Origin of the sequence: Acinetobacter venetianus RAG-1 = CIP 110063, assembly GCF_000368585.1 — a bacterium.
Lineage (GTDB): Bacteria > Pseudomonadota > Gammaproteobacteria > Pseudomonadales > Moraxellaceae > Acinetobacter > Acinetobacter venetianus.
Genome location: NZ_KB849558.1, coordinates 406,638 through 422,489, shown reverse-complemented (window position 1 = coordinate 422,489; position 15,852 = coordinate 406,638). Strand labels below are relative to the sequence as shown.

The following is a 15,852-nucleotide window of genomic DNA, read 5'->3' as shown; positions in this document are numbered from 1 at the left end:
GATTTAGTCCCTTTTTTATATTCTGAGTTAAAAAAATTCACCCTTCTAAATTTAAACCATCATTTACTATCATGGTTGGCGGCATGGGCGCCGCCTTGTTGGACTGCGGTAACAAGGATGTACCGTCAGTCCAACAAAAGATTTTGGTTACTTTTCATCTCTGAAAAGTAAAGGTAAAGACAGCCTATCTAGTTATCGTAACTATGAAAATATATTTATTAATTCAGGGTTGAAACCAAACTATCTAGCTCTTTTAAACTTCACATAATAATCATTTAAAACTTTAATCGCTTGCTTCAACTGTTTAAGATTTTCTTCTGTATTCCCCAACCGCTCAACAAAACGCTGTGAGTGTATTTCTAGATCGATCTTTTCATTAATTTGCGGTGCAATCCGAAATAGCTTTTCAAGATCGTCAAATCGATCTAACTTTCGGTTTGAGAAATATTCCAGACGGAATCCCAACTCATTCAAAACGATGCCTTTATAAATTGCACCACGACTATCAAAAACCAAGTCATTTTCTTTAAGGAATAGCTGTTCAGGTGTTTCCTTTGAACTTTTGAATAAGTTAGTTAGTTGGCTTAACATATGATCTATCTATACAGCTTTGCTTTGATGACTTGCTTATTAAAACGATAAAGTACCCATTGATGCAAGCTAACAATCAATCAGGAATAAAAAAGCACCCTTAACGGATGCTTTTTTAAATCAGGTTAACCATATTGTTTTTTCAAATAATCAACAATCTTAGCCGACTCAAACATCTTCACGCCTGTGTTTGGATCAATTAAAAACGGAACTTGAATATCACGCCCCATAATTTCAACAACCTTTTCACGCTTACCATTCGGTAATGGAATATATTTACCTGGTTTTAAGCGTAGAATGGCTGGCCCCATATCTTGCCAACGCTCCTTAGGCACATTATGCAGAACATATGGAATTTCTAATTCACATAAAGCTTCACGCACTAAACGCGTATAAGGACTCGCTTCAAAGCTCCACAGCTCTAACAGTTGCTCTGGTGCTGCTCGATCAATAATTTTCTTATTGATCCATACACCACGTGCTGCATTCGCAACTGAAGCCAAGGTCGAAACATAAGGTAATTTAGGATAATGGCTGTATTTCTTAGGGGTCTGCCCTGTTTTACCATAATGTTTAAATAAATGATGAATAATATCTTGTGATTCATAAAGTTGATCACCTGTATTTTCATCAATTAAAAATGGAAATTGTCTTTTTCCACCTTTGCTCTTTACAATTTGTCGATATTTCTGACCGCCTTTAGGACATGGATAAATCTCCACATCTAAGTTCAATAAGGTCACTACTTCTCGAACTCGACGGCAGAATGGCGAACCTTCAAATTCATAAAGCTTTAAAGGTTTTGTTGGTTGTTGAGGAAAAGGCGTACCTGATACACCTCGCCCACCCTCAATGATACTCGCAACCACAGATTGTAAAACTTTAAATTGATGATTCACCATTTTCAGCATATCGCTAACCCTTTAGCAGTCGACTAATTTTTCTTTCGCAATCACAATTCCGTTATTATCTGCATAGATATAATCACCAGAACTGATTGTCACACCACCAAAATACAATGTGATATCAACTTCACCTATGCCTTTACGATTACTTTTTTGTGGAATTGCAGCCAATGCATGTACACCTAAATCTAGTTCCGCAATCGCATCTACATCACGCACACAACCATAGATCACAACACCATTCCAGTGATTTTTCACTGCTGATTCTGCAATCATGTCTCCCATCAATGCACAACGCATGGAAGCACCACCATCAACAACAAGTACCTTACCTGTTCCATCAGTTGCCAATAATTCTTTAACACGAGAATTATCTTCAAAGCACTTTACAGTCACAATTTGGCCACCAAAAGTTTTACGAGCACCATAACTCTTGAAGAATTTCCCATCTAAGCATGGTGTTACGACTTGTAAATCTTTTTCAGGGTTGTCATCTAACAAATCACAAGTTACGAAAGATACTGTTGTCACTGAGCTTCTCCATTATCGAGTTTGTTGTATCATTAAATTATCAAACAGTTTAAATGCGGCAGTTTGTGTTTGGGCTGCAACCAGCATAGTATGCGCCAATTGCTCTGCGGTTACAGGCTTATATTTAAACGGCTTAGTCCATGCTTGCTCTACAAGCTTAAATGCAGTTTGTGCCATATCTTCCAGAAAACGCACATCACTTCGCTTACCAATCAATAATGATGGTTGAAAGATTGACAATTTATATAAAGATAAACTTCTGAGGTAATTTTCTAATTCACCTTTAACTTTATTATAGAAAATTGGTGAATTTGCACTCGCTCCCAAAGCACTAACGACCAATAAGTGAACATCTTTATCTTGAAGTAAATCAGCAAAATGAGCATTCATTTCATAGTCAATTGCATAGAATGCTTCTTTTGAACCTGCTTGTTTAATTGTGCTACCTAAACAGCTAAAAGCATGCGTATATGCATTCACGTCTTCATCATTTAATAACAAAAAATCTTCTAAGACAAATTGAGTAACTTTATTATAAGTATCTAATGCATCAGACTTTTTACGTACCACAGCAGTTATCGCACTGAATTCCTCAGACTGTTGCAATTGTTCTATTAAAGCTTGTCCAACCAACCCTGTAGCACCTATTACAATCGCTTTTTTATCACCTGTTTTCATTTTTATTTCATCCAAGTTATAACTAGGCTTAATGTAACGTTTTCTTGCAACATAATCACCTGTTAAATGCACTTATAAACATTACAAGGCTTGACTTCGATGCTTAGTTTCATCAAAATATGGCACTTGTTTACGGGCTGGTGAATGTTGCCAATATTTTTGGTTTTAACTTCAGCCCGCCCAGACCAACTTATTTTCAAGGAGTGCACGAGTGGCAAACTCTGCTCAAGCTAAAAAACGTGCTCGTCAAAACGTTAAAGCACGTAAACACAACGCAAGCTTGCGTTCTATGGTTCGTACTTACCTTAAACGTACAGTAAATGCGATCGCTGCTGGTGATTATGCTGCTGCTTCAGAAGCTTACAAAACAGCTGTACCTGTAATCGACCGTATGGCTGATAAAGGCATCATCCACAAAAATAAAGCTGCTCGTCATAAGAGCCGCTTAAATGCTCAAGTTAAAGCGTTAGCTAACTAATTTGAAGCAAATAAAAAAGCCCGATTTTCGGGCTTTTTTATTGTCTACAGTTTTTCGTATTACAAAAATTAGAAAGAGGTAAATTGTTTACCTCCTCCCTTTTGAGTTTTATGAATTAACTGTGAATACTTTAGAAGATAACGCCAAGTTCTTAGTCGCTAAACCTGAAAGTATTAAGCTATTATTCACAGATGGTATCGTCCATTTTTGGTTCGCGCCAGCAGTGCATCTATAACGAATCAAACGCGCTCTATTATTGGTAAGATAACCACCTTCTAAATCAAAACATTGATTCGATTGCTTAATCGCTTGAGCGCTTACATCAGTGACCCAAATTTGATTAACTTGATTATTATCACAAGGCATTAAATTAATTACATTACCGGAGGTTGTTGCCAAGCAATGATCAATGTATTGTTTACTGTGTATTTTCCCTAGAGCATCATAAACCCATTTTTCAGAGTCATCCCCCACACATCCAGTAGCACCGCTAATAAATGCATTCAACTGCCCACTTTCAAGCCTCTCAGCTTTCAAACAATTGGTTCGATTCATCAAACTCACTGCCGAGTCTAAATTAAAATCATTTTTTAATTCGAGTTTATCTAGGAATGTATGGAATGCATCCAAGGCATCAACATTCATATCCATCAGATCAGTTCGATATACATTCATCCAGCGGTTCAAACGATAAAGCTTCGTTTGCTGTTGCGTATAACGATTCATTTCAGTTTGCGCATCAGATGAAAGCTGGTTTTTAAATTTCTGGTAAGAATCAAATAACAACTTAGCATCTGTTGAAAGACTAACAACTGGTTTAGCTTTGTTCGCAACTAGCGCTTGTTCAAGCACTGGAAGCTCAATTTCTTTTAATGCAGAGTAACCAGCTTCCTCACCAATCTCAACAAATGGTGCAATCGGTGTATTATTCGCAGGAATGCTCATTGTAGAGAGTAATACTGCATTTTCATTGGCTTTTCGACAATACAAATTAACTTGTTGAGGTGCTTCACTTTGGGCAATATTGATATGGAACTTATTGGCATTACTATTGCTATTCATACGCTGAGGTGCAAGCGCAATATTTTGTGTAGTTGATGCGAACTGAACATTGAGCCAACAGTTTGCCGTAGTTGCATTAGTATTAACTTGAGGCAAATTAAATACATTCCCCCAATTCCCTTTCGCAGCAGGATAAATTAAACCAATCTGATTCACAGGATCATATCCACCGAGAATCGTATAAACAGGAACACCAAATAATCTTGGTTTTAAATAATTACCATCTGCACTGTTGTACCAAACATTTCCAGAGTTCGGTACTTTTGGCTGAGCAACCTCCATTACTCTTGTGGTCGCGTTCCACTTTTTATAACCAGTTGGCGAGTTTTTATCCCATACATAGCGATCAAAAGCTGGCTGTATTTTTAAATAGGTACTATAACCTGTGTAATGCGTATATTTAGAGATGGTACTTGCTGTTGCGCCACCAGACATTGCATCCCAACCATAAGCATATTTGTTTAAAAAGTTTGGAACACCATTACTGCCATCACCTAAATTTGTTGCCGTCCAGTTTAGATTGCCTCGCATTTTATTTCTAAATGCAATATATCCCCAGCCACTATCTGCATGATGTGCAGCCCAAAACATATTATTGCCCACAGAACCAGGATAGTGCCCTAATCCATAGTGATGACCAATCTCATGGCTAAATTCATTACCTATGGAATCAATCAACGTAAGCATTCCATTTCCACCACTTAACCCATGTGTCGCCTCTCCATTGCTATATTTACCACGAGCATGATGAGCAACAACACTTTGAGTTAGTTGTGGCTGCTCCTGACTTGCCATAGAAGCACTTGTAATCCCCCAATTGGCTAAGTTTATGCCGACGCCAAAAGTTGATTTAGCTGTATTTTCACGCATGTCTCCGCTGTAAACATCGCCAGTGGTTGCACTCACAGTGTCGTAAATGACACCACTTGCAACCATCACTTTTTCTAATTTTAAATCATCATATTTTGTGACAATCATTCGCGCAGCTGGAATCGTCTGAAAATAATCTGTTCCCGCTTTTGCTGGTTCTAACAGCATATAGTGACCATTTGATTTAGGCGGATCTGTCAATAAACCTAATCGAATGTTTTGCAGCACTAATTCGCCTGGAGCAGCAAAATCAATATCATTCTCAGTCAAATCGCCTGTACGATTATTTAATGGATCCAGAACTCGAATATGTAAACCCGCCTTAACCTCATCCCAATTCAAAGGTGCACTCCAAGCACGTTTTGAATAGCTTACAGGAGGTCGACCATCGCTATTTGATTGATCAGATGCAGCCAAACGCGATGGCTCCTCTAACTCAACGGTTCTCAGTAATTGATTACCCTGATAAATCTCAGCCATTAAGGTCTTTACATCCCCCATTTCAGTCAATGGTGTGACTAACAATAAAGCCTCTTTATCCGTTGTTAAACGTGGCATGTAATCTTTTTCATTATTCTTAGGATTAACTACATGACTTTGACCAAATTGAATCATCGCAGCAAAGCTACCATTCAAATCATTTCTTAATGAGCGTGGCTGTCCTAATTTATCGTAATCATAAAAGCCCAGAACATTATCATCGATTACATCCTTTGTTGGCTCTGGATATTTCTCAGCTACAGGCGGAGCAGGATTTTCTGTACTGCCTGTCCCTATCGTATTATCTCCTGAAGATTCCGAACCACCACTATTACCACCTCCACCACAAGCAGTAAGCATAATAGTGAAAATACATACAGATAAATGTTTGAGTTGCAATTGCATCACATTTCCCCAAAAAAATTACAATGAATTATCAGTAATGATAAATTATGATTATTAGTTAAAGTTAATAAAAATCATATATTTATAATAATATCACCTTTAATTTAAAGATGAAAAAATATATTCAGAATATAATAAAATATCTAAAATAAAATGAATGACTAAAATTAATTTAAACCCAATGGTTCTTTTAATTATCTTTAAAATCTTTAATTAATAGTTCTTGTTTTTGCCCACGCCAAATCCATTTCAATTTACTATTAGCAAAATCCTCACCTTCAAACCAAACAAATAATCCCTCCATCATATCTGGCCAATCCGCTTTATCAATTTGGTTTTTGCCAGAAATCACTGCAACTATCGCCGCCAAAATCGTATCGTGACTGACAGCTAAACTTAATCCTTTTTGTTGTGAAGGATGCGTGTGATATAGCAATTCGATCACATCAAAAACACCTGTAATCGGATGCTTCATTCCCGGTAAGGCATTATTCACAAAACTATTAATAAAACCCAATGCACCTTGTTTACGAAAATAAGGCGCAGCTTGTTGAATATCCAATACAAAGCTTCCCGGTTCAACCAACAAACGTTGCTCAACTATTTCAATCGTATGTGTATTTGAAGCTTTGTATGCATCATCAGCCCCTTCAATCATTAAAGCGGCTGTATCGACACAACGCTGAATTGGACTAGAAATACAATGATGGATGGCGCGATCCGTATTTTGTATTAAATACTGCCCCCATGCATAAGCAAGATCTCGACCTTGCTCTGTAAGCTGAAGATCATAACCAGCAAAACCCTGCCCATTCACCAATTCACGCAAAGAGTGGCGTGTAAATAAAGTGACTGGTGTTGAAGCATCAGGCAACAAGTCGACTGCTTCAAACATACTTTTGGGCAAGAGATGTAACGCCATAATATTTATAAATGATGAAAATTTATTTCACTATACCATGCGCGAAATAACTCTCAATCTAAAATACCCGAATGTGTTAAAGCATCATAAGCAAGATCTTTGCAATATTGATCTTTAAATGCGATAAAACCACCATTAAGTACGGTATCTCTTTGATTGTATAGAAATGGTTTACCCTCTAAAGTCAACAAACCACCACCAATACTTTCTAACAATGCTTGCCCTGAACTCGTATCCCACTCAGAAGTTGGATGAAAACGTGGATAAATATCAATTTCGCCTTCTAACATCATACAGAACTTATAAGCACTGCCCGCTTCACGGCGAGTAACATCTCTTGATTTTAAAATCGGATCAATGAAATTTTGATATTTAGGGTTTTTACTATTATGACTTAATCCAATTTGAATCGGTGTATTAACCGAATGCTCTTCAATCTGATATTGAAACCATTGTTGTTGACTAAAACTATATTTATAAGGGCGCTGTGAAGTGTAACCAATATACATCACTTGCTCACACGGCACTGCGATGATTGCAAATGTAGTCAAATGCCCATCAATTAAACTTAAATTAATTGTAAATTCATCACGCTCATGAATAAATTCTTTCGTCCCATCTAACGGATCAAGCATCCAACATTGTGGCCATGCCTTTCGAGCTGAATAATCACTTTCTTCAGAGAGCACGGGTAAGGTTGGTGTCACTTCAGCTAAATGCTTCAATAAAAAGCGATTCACTTTCAAATCTGCTTGCGTTACTGGTGAATCATCACTTTTTTCCTGAATATTAAATTCGCAACCTGCACAATAACTTTGGTATTCTTCCAACAATATTTGACTTGCCTGCGCCATAATCGGAACAAGTTGAGAAATTAACGGATCTTGTGGCGCAAGCGTTTTTAAAAACATAGACCAACCTTATGTCATATTCAGATTTACAGCAGCAGCCGATTGCCATGTTCGACATGGATGGCACATTACTCGATTTAGCCTTTGATGATTTTATTTGGAATCATTGTTTGCCCGAACGACATGCTCAAGTCCATCAATGCAGTCTTGAACAAAGCCAGCAGACACTATTTCAATTCTACCAACAGCATAAGCATACACTATCTTGGTATTCTTCGGCGTACTGGACTGCTAAAGTTGGGGTTGATGTACTGCAACTTCAATATGAACATCGCGAGAAAATTGCTGCACGCGCTGGCTGCCATCAACTGTTAGAACGACTCAAAGCGAAAGGTTATCGCTGCTGGTTATTAACCAATGCAGACCAAGCTGGACTGCAATTGAAACTTGAAAATGTCGAACTCAGCCCTTACTTTGAACTTATGATCAGTAGTGAAGAATTGGGACATGCCAAAGAAGATGTTGGATTTTGGCAAAAGCTTCAACAGCTTCACCCTTTTGATCCAACAAAAGCTGTATTTATTGATGATACCGTTGCTGTCTTAAAAGGTGCTGAAGCTTTTGGTATTTCTAAACTTGTAAGCATTCTACAGCCATCAAGTAGTAAACCAAGTAGAAACGTAAACGAACTCCCATATCCTGCACTCAATCATCTAACTGAATTATTTGACTATCTTGAGTCCAACAATCTCGAGACCAACCTACAGGTAACAGATGCCAAAACAGCATGAACCAGACAGCATGGAAAGCATGCGTATTGATAAGTGGCTTTGGGCGGCTCGTTTCTTTAAAACACGCTCCATTGCCAAAGCTGCGATCGAAGGCGGTAAAGTCCACCATCACAATGATCGAGTTAAAGTCTCTAAAGAAGTTCGTATAGGAATGGAACTGACCATCCAGCAAGGCTTCGAAAAAAAGACCGTAGTGATTAAAGCACTATCTGCCGTTCGTGGTGGCGCTCCTATTGCCCAACAACTCTATGAAGAAACACAAGAAAGTATTGCGCGTAGAGAGTTGCATGCATCACAGCGGAAAATGCATAATCTAGCTCGACCAGATCATCGACCAAGTAAAAAAGATCGTCGTGATATCAATCGTTTTAAACAGGAAAATGTACAATCATGGTCTTATCATGATGAGTGAATTTCCCTACTTTCAGGTGCGTCATTTTGTGTCGCAAAGACACAGATCAGATGTAGAATAAACAACTAGAATCTGCCACTATACCCGAGTCCCAACAAGTTGAGATTCAATACATCCACTTGGGTTAGTCGTTAAGAATATAAAGTTTTGAGGTTTTGAGATGGATGATAATAAAAGCAAAGCGTTACAAGCTGCGTTAAGCCAAATTGAGAAGCAATTTGGTAAAAATACAGTGATGCGCTTGGGTGATAACACTGTACAAGCAGTTGAAGCTGTTTCTACAGGTTCATTAACACTAGATATCGCATTAGGGATTGGCGGATTACCTAAAGGCCGTATCATCGAAATTTACGGTCCTGAATCATCAGGTAAAACGACCATGACATTACAAGCGATTGCTCAATGTCAGAAAAATGGCGGTACATGTGCATTTATTGATGCAGAACATGCATTAGACCCAGAATATGCACGTAAATTAGGTGTAGATATTGATAACCTCTTGGTTTCACAACCTGACCATGGTGAACAAGCGCTCGAAATCGCAGATATGCTGGTGCGTTCTGGCGCAATTGACCTCATCGTTGTCGACTCTGTTGCTGCATTAACCCCTAAAGCCGAAATTGAAGGCGAAATGGGTGATTCACACATGGGCTTACAAGCACGTTTAATGAGTCAGGCATTACGTAAAATTACAGGTAATGCAAAACGCTCTAACTGTATGGTGATCTTCATTAACCAAATCCGTATGAAGATTGGTGTGATGTTTGGTAGCCCAGAAACAACAACTGGTGGTAATGCTCTCAAATTCTATGCATCTGTACGTTTAGATATTCGTCGTATCGGTCAAGTAAAAGAAGGCGATGAAATTACAGGTAACGAAACACGCGTTAAAGTTGTAAAAAACAAAATGGCGCCTCCTTTCAAAGAAGCTGTATTCCAAATCATGTACGGTAGAGGGACTAATCAGTTAGGTGAATTGGTTGACCTCGCAGTTCAACAAGATATCGTCCAAAAAGCTGGCGCATGGTATTCATACCAAGGTAATAAGATTGGACAAGGTAAAAATAATGTAATTCGTCATTTTGAAGAAAACCCTCAAATGGCTCAAGAAATTGAGAAGCTGATTCGAGAACAACTTCTGACTAAAAACAAGCCAGCCGAAAATACAGATATTGAAGAAGAAGAACCAGACTTTTTAGAAAGCTAAGCTGAAACGCCCTTCGGGGCGTTTTTCTTTCATGAGGAAATAAAACGTGTTTAATACTGAAAAATCAGAAAAACCCAAAACGCTTACAGGTACAAGACTACGCTCTTACGCCTTTGCACTTCTGACACGCCGTGATTATTCCCAAGCCGAACTGAGCAATAAACTCAATCAATATGCAATCAATCCTGATGAGGTTGCAGAGTTAGTTGCAGAATTAGCACAGCAAAACTATCAAAGCGATCAAAGAGTCGCAGAACTTACCCTAGCAAGCCAATTGAGAAAAGGTAAAGGGCTACAGCGCATCAAACAGGCTTTAAAAGCGAAAGAATTAGATGAAGAACTGATTACAGAAGAATTAAAAGAAGTCGATTGGTCAGAGCAAGCGTATCAGCTTAAAATTAAAAAATTTGGTATAGATGTCGCAAAAGATCCAAAAATCAAAGCTAAGCAAATTCGCTTCTTGCAATATAGAGGATTTAGTATGGATGCGATAATGAAAGCGATTGCTCGAACGAGCGAAGAAGAATAGCTGGTGGCAGCCCTACCAGCAAGACTTCGGCACATCATAGTTCTACTACCGTTGCTACCTTCCGGTCCTGGCGGGGTTCATAGAGTACAATTGCGAAGCTACCAGCAGGGCTACCATTGCCTGACAAAGTATAGAGATTTTTAGACCACTTGCAAGTCTTGTAACTGTTTTTAATTAAGTTTTCAATTCAACTGTCTAATTCCTCATCAAAATCTAGATTTTTTTATTACAGCCGATTAAATATGAAGAAATTATAAACAACAAAAACTAAATCCCTTCAAAAGTGCTTGAAGATTGTAAATGCTTATTGCATTTAAATGAGTTACTGTTTTAATGACTAAAGTAAAATACATACCAACATGCCACAAGCTCAAAAGCTTGCTTGTATCGCTTATTTTTCAACATTACGGATGAGTTTTCATGCTAAAAAAGCATTCTGTACTTTTCATTGCTCTGCTTAGCAGTGCGCATTTGTATGCCAATGTTCCTATTGAGTCGAGAGCTTTAAGCCAACAAATTGCTGACAATACAAATGCTTCGCCTGTTGCGACGAATTTAAATTGGGATTTAATTCAAAAGAACCAAAAACTTGAAGAAGAAGTCCGAAAGTTGCGTGGTCAGCTTGAAGAGCATGAAAATGCAATTGACCAACTCAAAAAAGAGCTAGCAAATCGTTATACTGATTTAGATCAACGCTTAGAATTGCTATCACAAAAAATCGATCCACCAGAAGAAAATACTGATCCAGAAAATGCTTCTAGTGAACCAACAACAAATACCACAAATCAGGTCGCTCCAGTAGCAAATACACAGCAGACAGCGCCAATCACACCAACACCTGTACAAACACCAGTTGTTCAACCACAAGCAAACAATAGCGTAAATAACCAAATAGAGCTCGAAAAAGCTGCTTATACAGTTGCTTTAGATGCATACAAACAAGGCGGTGCTAAAAATGCGATCCAGCCTATGCAGAACTTCATCAAAAACCATCCAAATGGTATATATGTCGGGAATGCATATTTTTGGCTAGCAGAATTTTATTTAGCTGTAGAGCCTGTTGACTATAAAGCAGCTAAACAAAACTACAATATCGTTGCCACACGCTATCCAAACTCAGCCAAAGCACCACGGGCTGTTTATCAACTTTATAGTATCGCTAAAGAAGTCGATAAAAATGCAGCTTTAGCTGGTCAATATCGCACAAAGTTACTCACTCAATACCCACAATCTGAAGAAGCAAAGTTTATTCAGAAAAAATAAAAATAGATCAAAAAAAGCCAGTTCAAATTGAACTGGCTTTTTTTATACCTAGATTAAACTTATTTAATCTTTGCATGTGATTTTAAGTATTCAGTGTAATCTTCTAATATCTGCTGACCACGGAACTGTTGATATAGTTTTGTCAACTCAGTCAATTGTTCTTGTGGTAGCTCACTAGCAACATTCGCATTCACATTTGATACAGCTACGATAACCAATTCATTGGGTAATTTCGCAGTAGTTGCTGACCACATCCCTTCTTTCGTCGGAGCTGGAATACTGAAAGCCGCTCGTTCAATTGCACGTTTTAAACCTTGAGAACGAACAAATACGCCTGCATTTTCAAAAGTCACATTAGACTTAGCAATAACTTGCGCTGCTGGCTGTGTTTTAAAGTCTGCCAAAATTGTAGACATCTTCGCTTTCGCAGCTTTATACGCTTTATCTTCAATAACTTTAGCTTTAACTTCAGCTGTCGCTTGAGCTAACGGCTTAATACCTGCTGGATGATAATCACGAACTTTGATCCAGATCGTATCACCATTTGCTAACTGAATATTTGATGATGCATTACGATCACCATTCTTCACATCATCACTAAAGATTTTAGCTTTAACATTTAAATCACTTAAATAAGGATTTTGCGTTGTCAAAGTTACACCTTTTGCTGATTCAACACGTGCAGCTTTTACTTCTTGCACTACAGCATCAAGTGAGTCGCCACCGACAACCATTTCATTTAAGTTATTGACAGTATCGCTGAATAAATTAGCTGATTTTGTTTTTTCAACTTCAGCTGTCAAACGCGCTTTTTCAGCTTCAAATGAAGGAATAGTCACTGTCTGTGTATTTGCTTCGATAATGTGATAGCCATACTGAGTTTTCACAGGCTTTGAAACTTGACCATTTTTCAAAGCATTTACAGCATTATCAAAATCAGTAGAGAAAATACCAGGTGCATAAGCATCAACCAAACCGCCCTGATCTTTCGAACTCGGATCTTCAGAGAATTGAGCTGCTGCTTGAGCAAACGTCATGCCTGCTTGAATTTTCGCATAAACATCATTCGCAAGTTTTTGTGCAGCGGCAGCATCACGAGTATCAGTCGTAATTAAAATATGCTTCACTTCACGCTTAGCTTCTTTCTGCTGTTTTTCAACAAAAGCTTGATAAGCTTGTTTTAAATCAGCATCAGTTACAGCTAAGTTTGTTTGTGGCAACAATGAAGGTGTTAAAACAACATAATCAACATCAACAGCAGCAACTTGCTTAAACTCACCTTTATGCTTGTTGTAATAATCTGTGATTTCTTGATTAGACGCAGTTAAGCCCTTCTTATAGTCATCCAGTTTGATGCTTGCTAAGTGCAAAGTACGCTGTTCAGTTTGCAAGTTCGCCAATTGTTGTAAATCAGACTTACTTACTAATGCATAGTCCATCAACGTTGATGAAATCATTTTCAATGCATGGTCTTGACGTAAGCTTGCAAGCAAACTTTGATTGGTCATGCCTACTGAACGTAAATAGTTTCCATAAAGTTGCTCAGAGAACTTCCCATTTTCTTGGAAGCTTGGTTGTTGAGCCAACATTTGTTCAAGTTGAGCATCGCTTAATGAAATACCTAACTTTTCAGCTTGCTGTTGCAATAAAGCACGCGTCACAAGCGCATCTAAAGCTTTGTTTTGAATAACGGGTAGATTTAAAAGTGACTCGTCACCTTTAACCATAGATAAATACTGATCTTTATAATTCTTGGTTGCACTTTCTAATTCTTTATTAGAAATATCTTGACCGTTGACAGATTTCGCAACGTCTGCCTTATTGCTACCACTAAAATATCCCTCAATACCTACAAGCGCTAAAGGAGTCAAAAACAAAACTAAAAGGACTTTGCCAAGCCAACCCTTAATGAGTGTACGAAAAGATTCCATAAGAATTCCAATATTTTATTTCGGAGCAATTTTAACTGAAAAATAAAAGCGAATGAATGCAGATTAAGGATCAAACTCACTTTTTCATTCATTAAATAAAAAACGCACCCGAAATGGTGCGTTTATTGATTTAAAAAGATTACGCAACTGAATCTTTTAAACCCTTACCTGGTTTGAAACTAGGTACTTTGCTTGCTTTAATTTGAAGCTCTTCACCAGTTTTTGGATTACGACCAGTACGTGCAGCACGTTCTTTAACGCTAAAAGTACCAAAACCAACTAAAGTAACCGTATCACCCTTTTTAAGTGCTTCAGTGATTGACGCAATCGTTGCATCGAGTGCCTTACCAGCATCCGATTTAGATACTCCCCCTTTTTCAGCAATCGCATCAATTAATTCTGATTTATTCATGATAAAAAATATCCTCTTAATATCGTTTGTTAAGATCCAAGGCTATAGTTTAAAAGGCCATGACGCCTTTATAGCAATGCTTTAGGGGAGAACGCAATACTAGAAAGGCCTTTTAGCAAAAATAAATACTGAAATACGACATAAACGGACGAGTGCCAACGATTTTTTTTACTTTTTATTCAATTTGGCTTTTAACTGGTTATTTTCTTCAATTAAAGCGTCCACTTTAATGTGAAGTTGCACTAAAAGTTGCTCAATATGTTGAAGATCCTTTGGTGTCACTAAACCAATGCGATTTAAAGAGTGATTTACACCAGTATCTAAAATCTTTTCAACTTTATCTTTGGTATCTGTAACAGACTCTTTGGCTTTCTCAGTGACCTTACCCACTGTGTTATCCGCAAAATCAACTGTTTTTGATTCTAACTCTTCGCCGACCTTGACCAATGAGTCGAATAATTTATTTCCTTCCTCTTCAGCGCGAGAAAAAGCACCTAAACCAGCTAACCAAATTTGTTGTGTATACTTCTTGAAATCAAGCGCAGATTTTTTAGAACTCTTTGATTTTGTCTTAGTTTTTACCTCATTTTCTTCACTCGAATTTTCTATATTTGAGTTATCCATAGAACCATGCTCCTAAGCACTTTACAAACAGTATGTCGTATTTAACCATAAAAATGTTTTTATAATATCAAAGTTAAGACTTGATCGTTTTAAAAAACTGTTCTACAAAGCAACAAAGTCATGTAAATTATTTTTAATAATTGAGTAAGGATGCTCAAGTTTACAGATTTGTGGTTTTATTGTTTGATTGGTAAGGAAAAAGAGACTTATGAGTTATACGCAACAAAGAAACAAGCACCCTCATTTGTTGCTAAACATTGTCATCATTGTTTTAGAGACTTTTTTCTCATTCATCCTAACCCATGATGCCGCTTTACGTTTGCAAGCAAAAAAATTTATTGAGCAAAAAATTACAATTCGCATCAATAGCTATATCCCTTTCTTTGATTTTTATATCCAATTTACTGACAAAGGCTTGTTGTTTGATATGAAAGCTTTGGATAGAAAAATTGATTTAGAGGTGAATAGCACACTGATTGATTTAGTTAAAATATTTGTATTTAACAATCAACGCAGCATCACCAATATGCGTATTTTGGGTGATTCAACCTTATCTGAAGAGTTTTTAGACTTCATTCCTCATCTAACATTAACCAGTATCTTCGCAAATTGGAGACAATGGTTCAATGCTTTTAATGACGAAGCAGAAGCAGTTGCATCTCAACAACGTATCGCCCCGCTCTTGGATAAAATTGACCAACAACGTTCTGAAATCAATACTTTACTCGTTGAAGTAAAACAGTACCAAAATCGTATTCATCGCATGCAGAAACGTCAGCGTTTCATCAATATTTGCTTTGCTTTATTGAGCTTTATTTTTATTGGTTTTTTTGTTTATAATATGTGGATACAATAATTACAGTATATTTCACTTTTCACGTTGATATTCGCAATTAAAAAACTTGACTAT

At 37.5% G+C, this 15,852-nt stretch carries 17 protein-coding genes and 1 other RNA gene; 7 read left to right on the top strand and 11 right to left on the bottom strand.

What is annotated here, in order from left to right:
• Nucleotides 1–240 precede the first annotated feature (240 nt).
• The 4 genes from F959_RS07460 to F959_RS07445 form a co-directional block, all read right to left on the bottom strand.
• Nucleotides 241–591, bottom strand: coding sequence for a hypothetical protein (locus F959_RS07460; RefSeq protein ID WP_004878769.1), 351 nt, complete (start codon nucleotides 589–591; stop codon nucleotides 241–243).
• A gap of 125 nt (nucleotides 592–716) precedes the next feature.
• Nucleotides 717–1,502, bottom strand: a complete 786-nt coding sequence (locus tag F959_RS07455; protein ID WP_004878767.1) for a glutathione S-transferase N-terminal domain-containing protein — start codon at nucleotides 1,500–1,502, stop codon at nucleotides 717–719.
• 12 nt (nucleotides 1,503–1,514) lie between these two features.
• Entirely contained in the window at nucleotides 1,515–2,027 is a 513-nt protein-coding gene (rraA, locus tag F959_RS07450) for a ribonuclease E activity regulator RraA (protein ID WP_004878765.1), read from the bottom strand.
• Between the two features lie 12 nt (nucleotides 2,028–2,039).
• Nucleotides 2,040–2,705: an NAD(P)H-binding protein gene (locus F959_RS07445; RefSeq protein ID WP_004878763.1), complete on the bottom strand. Its 666-nt coding sequence runs from the start codon at nucleotides 2,703–2,705 to the stop codon at nucleotides 2,040–2,042.
• Nucleotides 2,706–2,916: 211 nt separating this feature from the next.
• Here F959_RS07445 and rpsT point away from each other — a divergent pair, with 211 nt between their 5' ends.
• The gene (gene rpsT, locus F959_RS07440; RefSeq protein WP_004878761.1) at nucleotides 2,917–3,183 is read left to right on the top strand and encodes a 30S ribosomal protein S20; all 267 of its coding nucleotides are present in this window, start codon (nucleotides 2,917–2,919) and stop codon (nucleotides 3,181–3,183) included.
• 108 nt (nucleotides 3,184–3,291) lie between these two features.
• Here rpsT and F959_RS07435 read toward each other — a convergent pair whose 3' ends face one another.
• From F959_RS07435 to F959_RS07425, 3 genes are all read right to left on the bottom strand, one after another.
• On the bottom strand, nucleotides 3,292–6,000 hold the full coding sequence (locus F959_RS07435) for a M66 family metalloprotease (protein WP_004878759.1): 2,709 nt from the start codon (nucleotides 5,998–6,000) through the stop codon (nucleotides 3,292–3,294).
• Nucleotides 6,001–6,190: 190 nt separating this feature from the next.
• Complete coding sequence (locus F959_RS07430) at nucleotides 6,191–6,922, bottom strand: histidine phosphatase family protein (RefSeq protein WP_004878757.1); 732 nt, start codon at nucleotides 6,920–6,922, stop codon at nucleotides 6,191–6,193.
• 53 nt (nucleotides 6,923–6,975) lie between these two features.
• The gene (locus tag F959_RS07425) at nucleotides 6,976–7,833 is read right to left on the bottom strand and encodes a 3'(2'),5'-bisphosphate nucleotidase CysQ family protein (protein ID WP_004878754.1); all 858 of its coding nucleotides are present in this window, start codon (nucleotides 7,831–7,833) and stop codon (nucleotides 6,976–6,978) included.
• Nucleotides 7,834–7,844: 11 nt separating this feature from the next.
• Here F959_RS07425 and F959_RS07420 point away from each other — a divergent pair, with 11 nt between their 5' ends.
• The 4 genes from F959_RS07420 (at nucleotide 7,845) to F959_RS07405 (ending at nucleotide 10,712) form a co-directional block, all read left to right on the top strand.
• A complete protein-coding gene (locus F959_RS07420) occupies nucleotides 7,845–8,564 on the top strand; it encodes an HAD-IA family hydrolase (protein WP_004878753.1) in 720 nt (239 codons plus the stop codon).
• Complete coding sequence (locus F959_RS07415; RefSeq protein WP_004878750.1) at nucleotides 8,548–8,976, top strand: RNA-binding S4 domain-containing protein; 429 nt, start codon at nucleotides 8,548–8,550, stop codon at nucleotides 8,974–8,976. Before F959_RS07420 ends, F959_RS07415 begins: the two co-directional genes overlap by 17 nt.
• A gap of 160 nt (nucleotides 8,977–9,136) precedes the next feature.
• Complete coding sequence (gene recA, locus F959_RS07410; protein ID WP_004878748.1) at nucleotides 9,137–10,183, top strand: recombinase RecA; 1,047 nt, start codon at nucleotides 9,137–9,139, stop codon at nucleotides 10,181–10,183.
• A 46-nt stretch (nucleotides 10,184–10,229) separates the two neighbouring features.
• Nucleotides 10,230–10,712: a regulatory protein RecX gene (locus F959_RS07405; RefSeq protein WP_004878746.1), complete on the top strand. Its 483-nt coding sequence runs from the start codon at nucleotides 10,230–10,232 to the stop codon at nucleotides 10,710–10,712.
• Between the two features lie 10 nt (nucleotides 10,713–10,722).
• On the opposite strand, the gene ffs is transcribed toward F959_RS07405, so the two are convergent.
• Nucleotides 10,723–10,819: signal recognition particle sRNA small type (ffs, locus tag F959_RS16465), an RNA gene on the bottom strand.
• A 313-nt stretch (nucleotides 10,820–11,132) separates the two neighbouring features.
• On the opposite strand from ffs, the gene F959_RS07400 reads away from it, so the two are divergent.
• Nucleotides 11,133–11,975: a YbgF trimerization domain-containing protein gene (locus F959_RS07400; protein ID WP_004878744.1), complete on the top strand. Its 843-nt coding sequence runs from the start codon at nucleotides 11,133–11,135 to the stop codon at nucleotides 11,973–11,975.
• A 59-nt stretch (nucleotides 11,976–12,034) separates the two neighbouring features.
• On the opposite strand, the gene F959_RS07395 is transcribed toward F959_RS07400, so the two are convergent.
• The 3 genes from F959_RS07395 to F959_RS07385 form a co-directional block, all read right to left on the bottom strand.
• Nucleotides 12,035–13,906 carry a SurA N-terminal domain-containing protein gene (locus tag F959_RS07395; protein ID WP_004878742.1) on the bottom strand — a complete coding sequence of 624 codons (1,872 nt, stop codon included), beginning with the start codon at nucleotides 13,904–13,906 and terminating at the stop codon, nucleotides 12,035–12,037.
• A 139-nt stretch (nucleotides 13,907–14,045) separates the two neighbouring features.
• The gene (locus F959_RS07390) at nucleotides 14,046–14,318 is read right to left on the bottom strand and encodes an HU family DNA-binding protein (protein ID WP_004878739.1); all 273 of its coding nucleotides are present in this window, start codon (nucleotides 14,316–14,318) and stop codon (nucleotides 14,046–14,048) included.
• Nucleotides 14,319–14,486: 168 nt separating this feature from the next.
• Nucleotides 14,487–14,942, bottom strand: a complete 456-nt coding sequence (locus F959_RS07385) for a phasin family protein (RefSeq protein ID WP_004878738.1) — start codon at nucleotides 14,940–14,942, stop codon at nucleotides 14,487–14,489.
• 208 nt (nucleotides 14,943–15,150) lie between these two features.
• Here F959_RS07385 and F959_RS07380 point away from each other — a divergent pair, with 208 nt between their 5' ends.
• Nucleotides 15,151–15,798, top strand: a complete 648-nt coding sequence (locus F959_RS07380; RefSeq protein ID WP_004878737.1) for a hypothetical protein — start codon at nucleotides 15,151–15,153, stop codon at nucleotides 15,796–15,798.
• The last annotated feature ends 54 nt before the right edge of the window (nucleotides 15,799–15,852 follow it).

Coding starts and splice junctions, on each gene's coding strand:
- F959_RS07460 (WP_004878769.1), bottom strand. CDS start 591: ATGTTAAGCCAACTAACTAACTTATTCAAAAGTTCAAAGGAAACACCT.
- F959_RS07455 (WP_004878767.1), bottom strand. CDS start 1,502: ATGCTGAAAATGGTGAATCATCAATTTAAAGTTTTACAATCTGTGGTT.
- F959_RS07445 (WP_004878763.1), bottom strand. CDS start 2,705: ATGAAAACAGGTGATAAAAAAGCGATTGTAATAGGTGCTACAGGGTTG.
- F959_RS07435 (WP_004878759.1), bottom strand. CDS start 6,000: ATGCAATTGCAACTCAAACATTTATCTGTATGTATTTTCACTATTATG.
- F959_RS07430 (WP_004878757.1), bottom strand. CDS start 6,922: ATGGCGTTACATCTCTTGCCCAAAAGTATGTTTGAAGCAGTCGACTTG.
- F959_RS07425 (WP_004878754.1), bottom strand. CDS start 7,833: ATGTTTTTAAAAACGCTTGCGCCACAAGATCCGTTAATTTCTCAACTT.
- F959_RS07420 (WP_004878753.1), top strand. CDS start 7,845: ATGTCATATTCAGATTTACAGCAGCAGCCGATTGCCATGTTCGACATG.
- F959_RS07415 (WP_004878750.1), top strand. CDS start 8,548: ATGCCAAAACAGCATGAACCAGACAGCATGGAAAGCATGCGTATTGAT.
- recA (WP_004878748.1), top strand. CDS start 9,137: ATGGATGATAATAAAAGCAAAGCGTTACAAGCTGCGTTAAGCCAAATT.
- F959_RS07400 (WP_004878744.1), top strand. CDS start 11,133: ATGCTAAAAAAGCATTCTGTACTTTTCATTGCTCTGCTTAGCAGTGCG.
- F959_RS07395 (WP_004878742.1), bottom strand. CDS start 13,906: ATGGAATCTTTTCGTACACTCATTAAGGGTTGGCTTGGCAAAGTCCTT.
- F959_RS07390 (WP_004878739.1), bottom strand. CDS start 14,318: ATGAATAAATCAGAATTAATTGATGCGATTGCTGAAAAAGGGGGAGTA.
- F959_RS07385 (WP_004878738.1), bottom strand. CDS start 14,942: ATGGATAACTCAAATATAGAAAATTCGAGTGAAGAAAATGAGGTAAAA.
- F959_RS07380 (WP_004878737.1), top strand. CDS start 15,151: ATGAGTTATACGCAACAAAGAAACAAGCACCCTCATTTGTTGCTAAAC.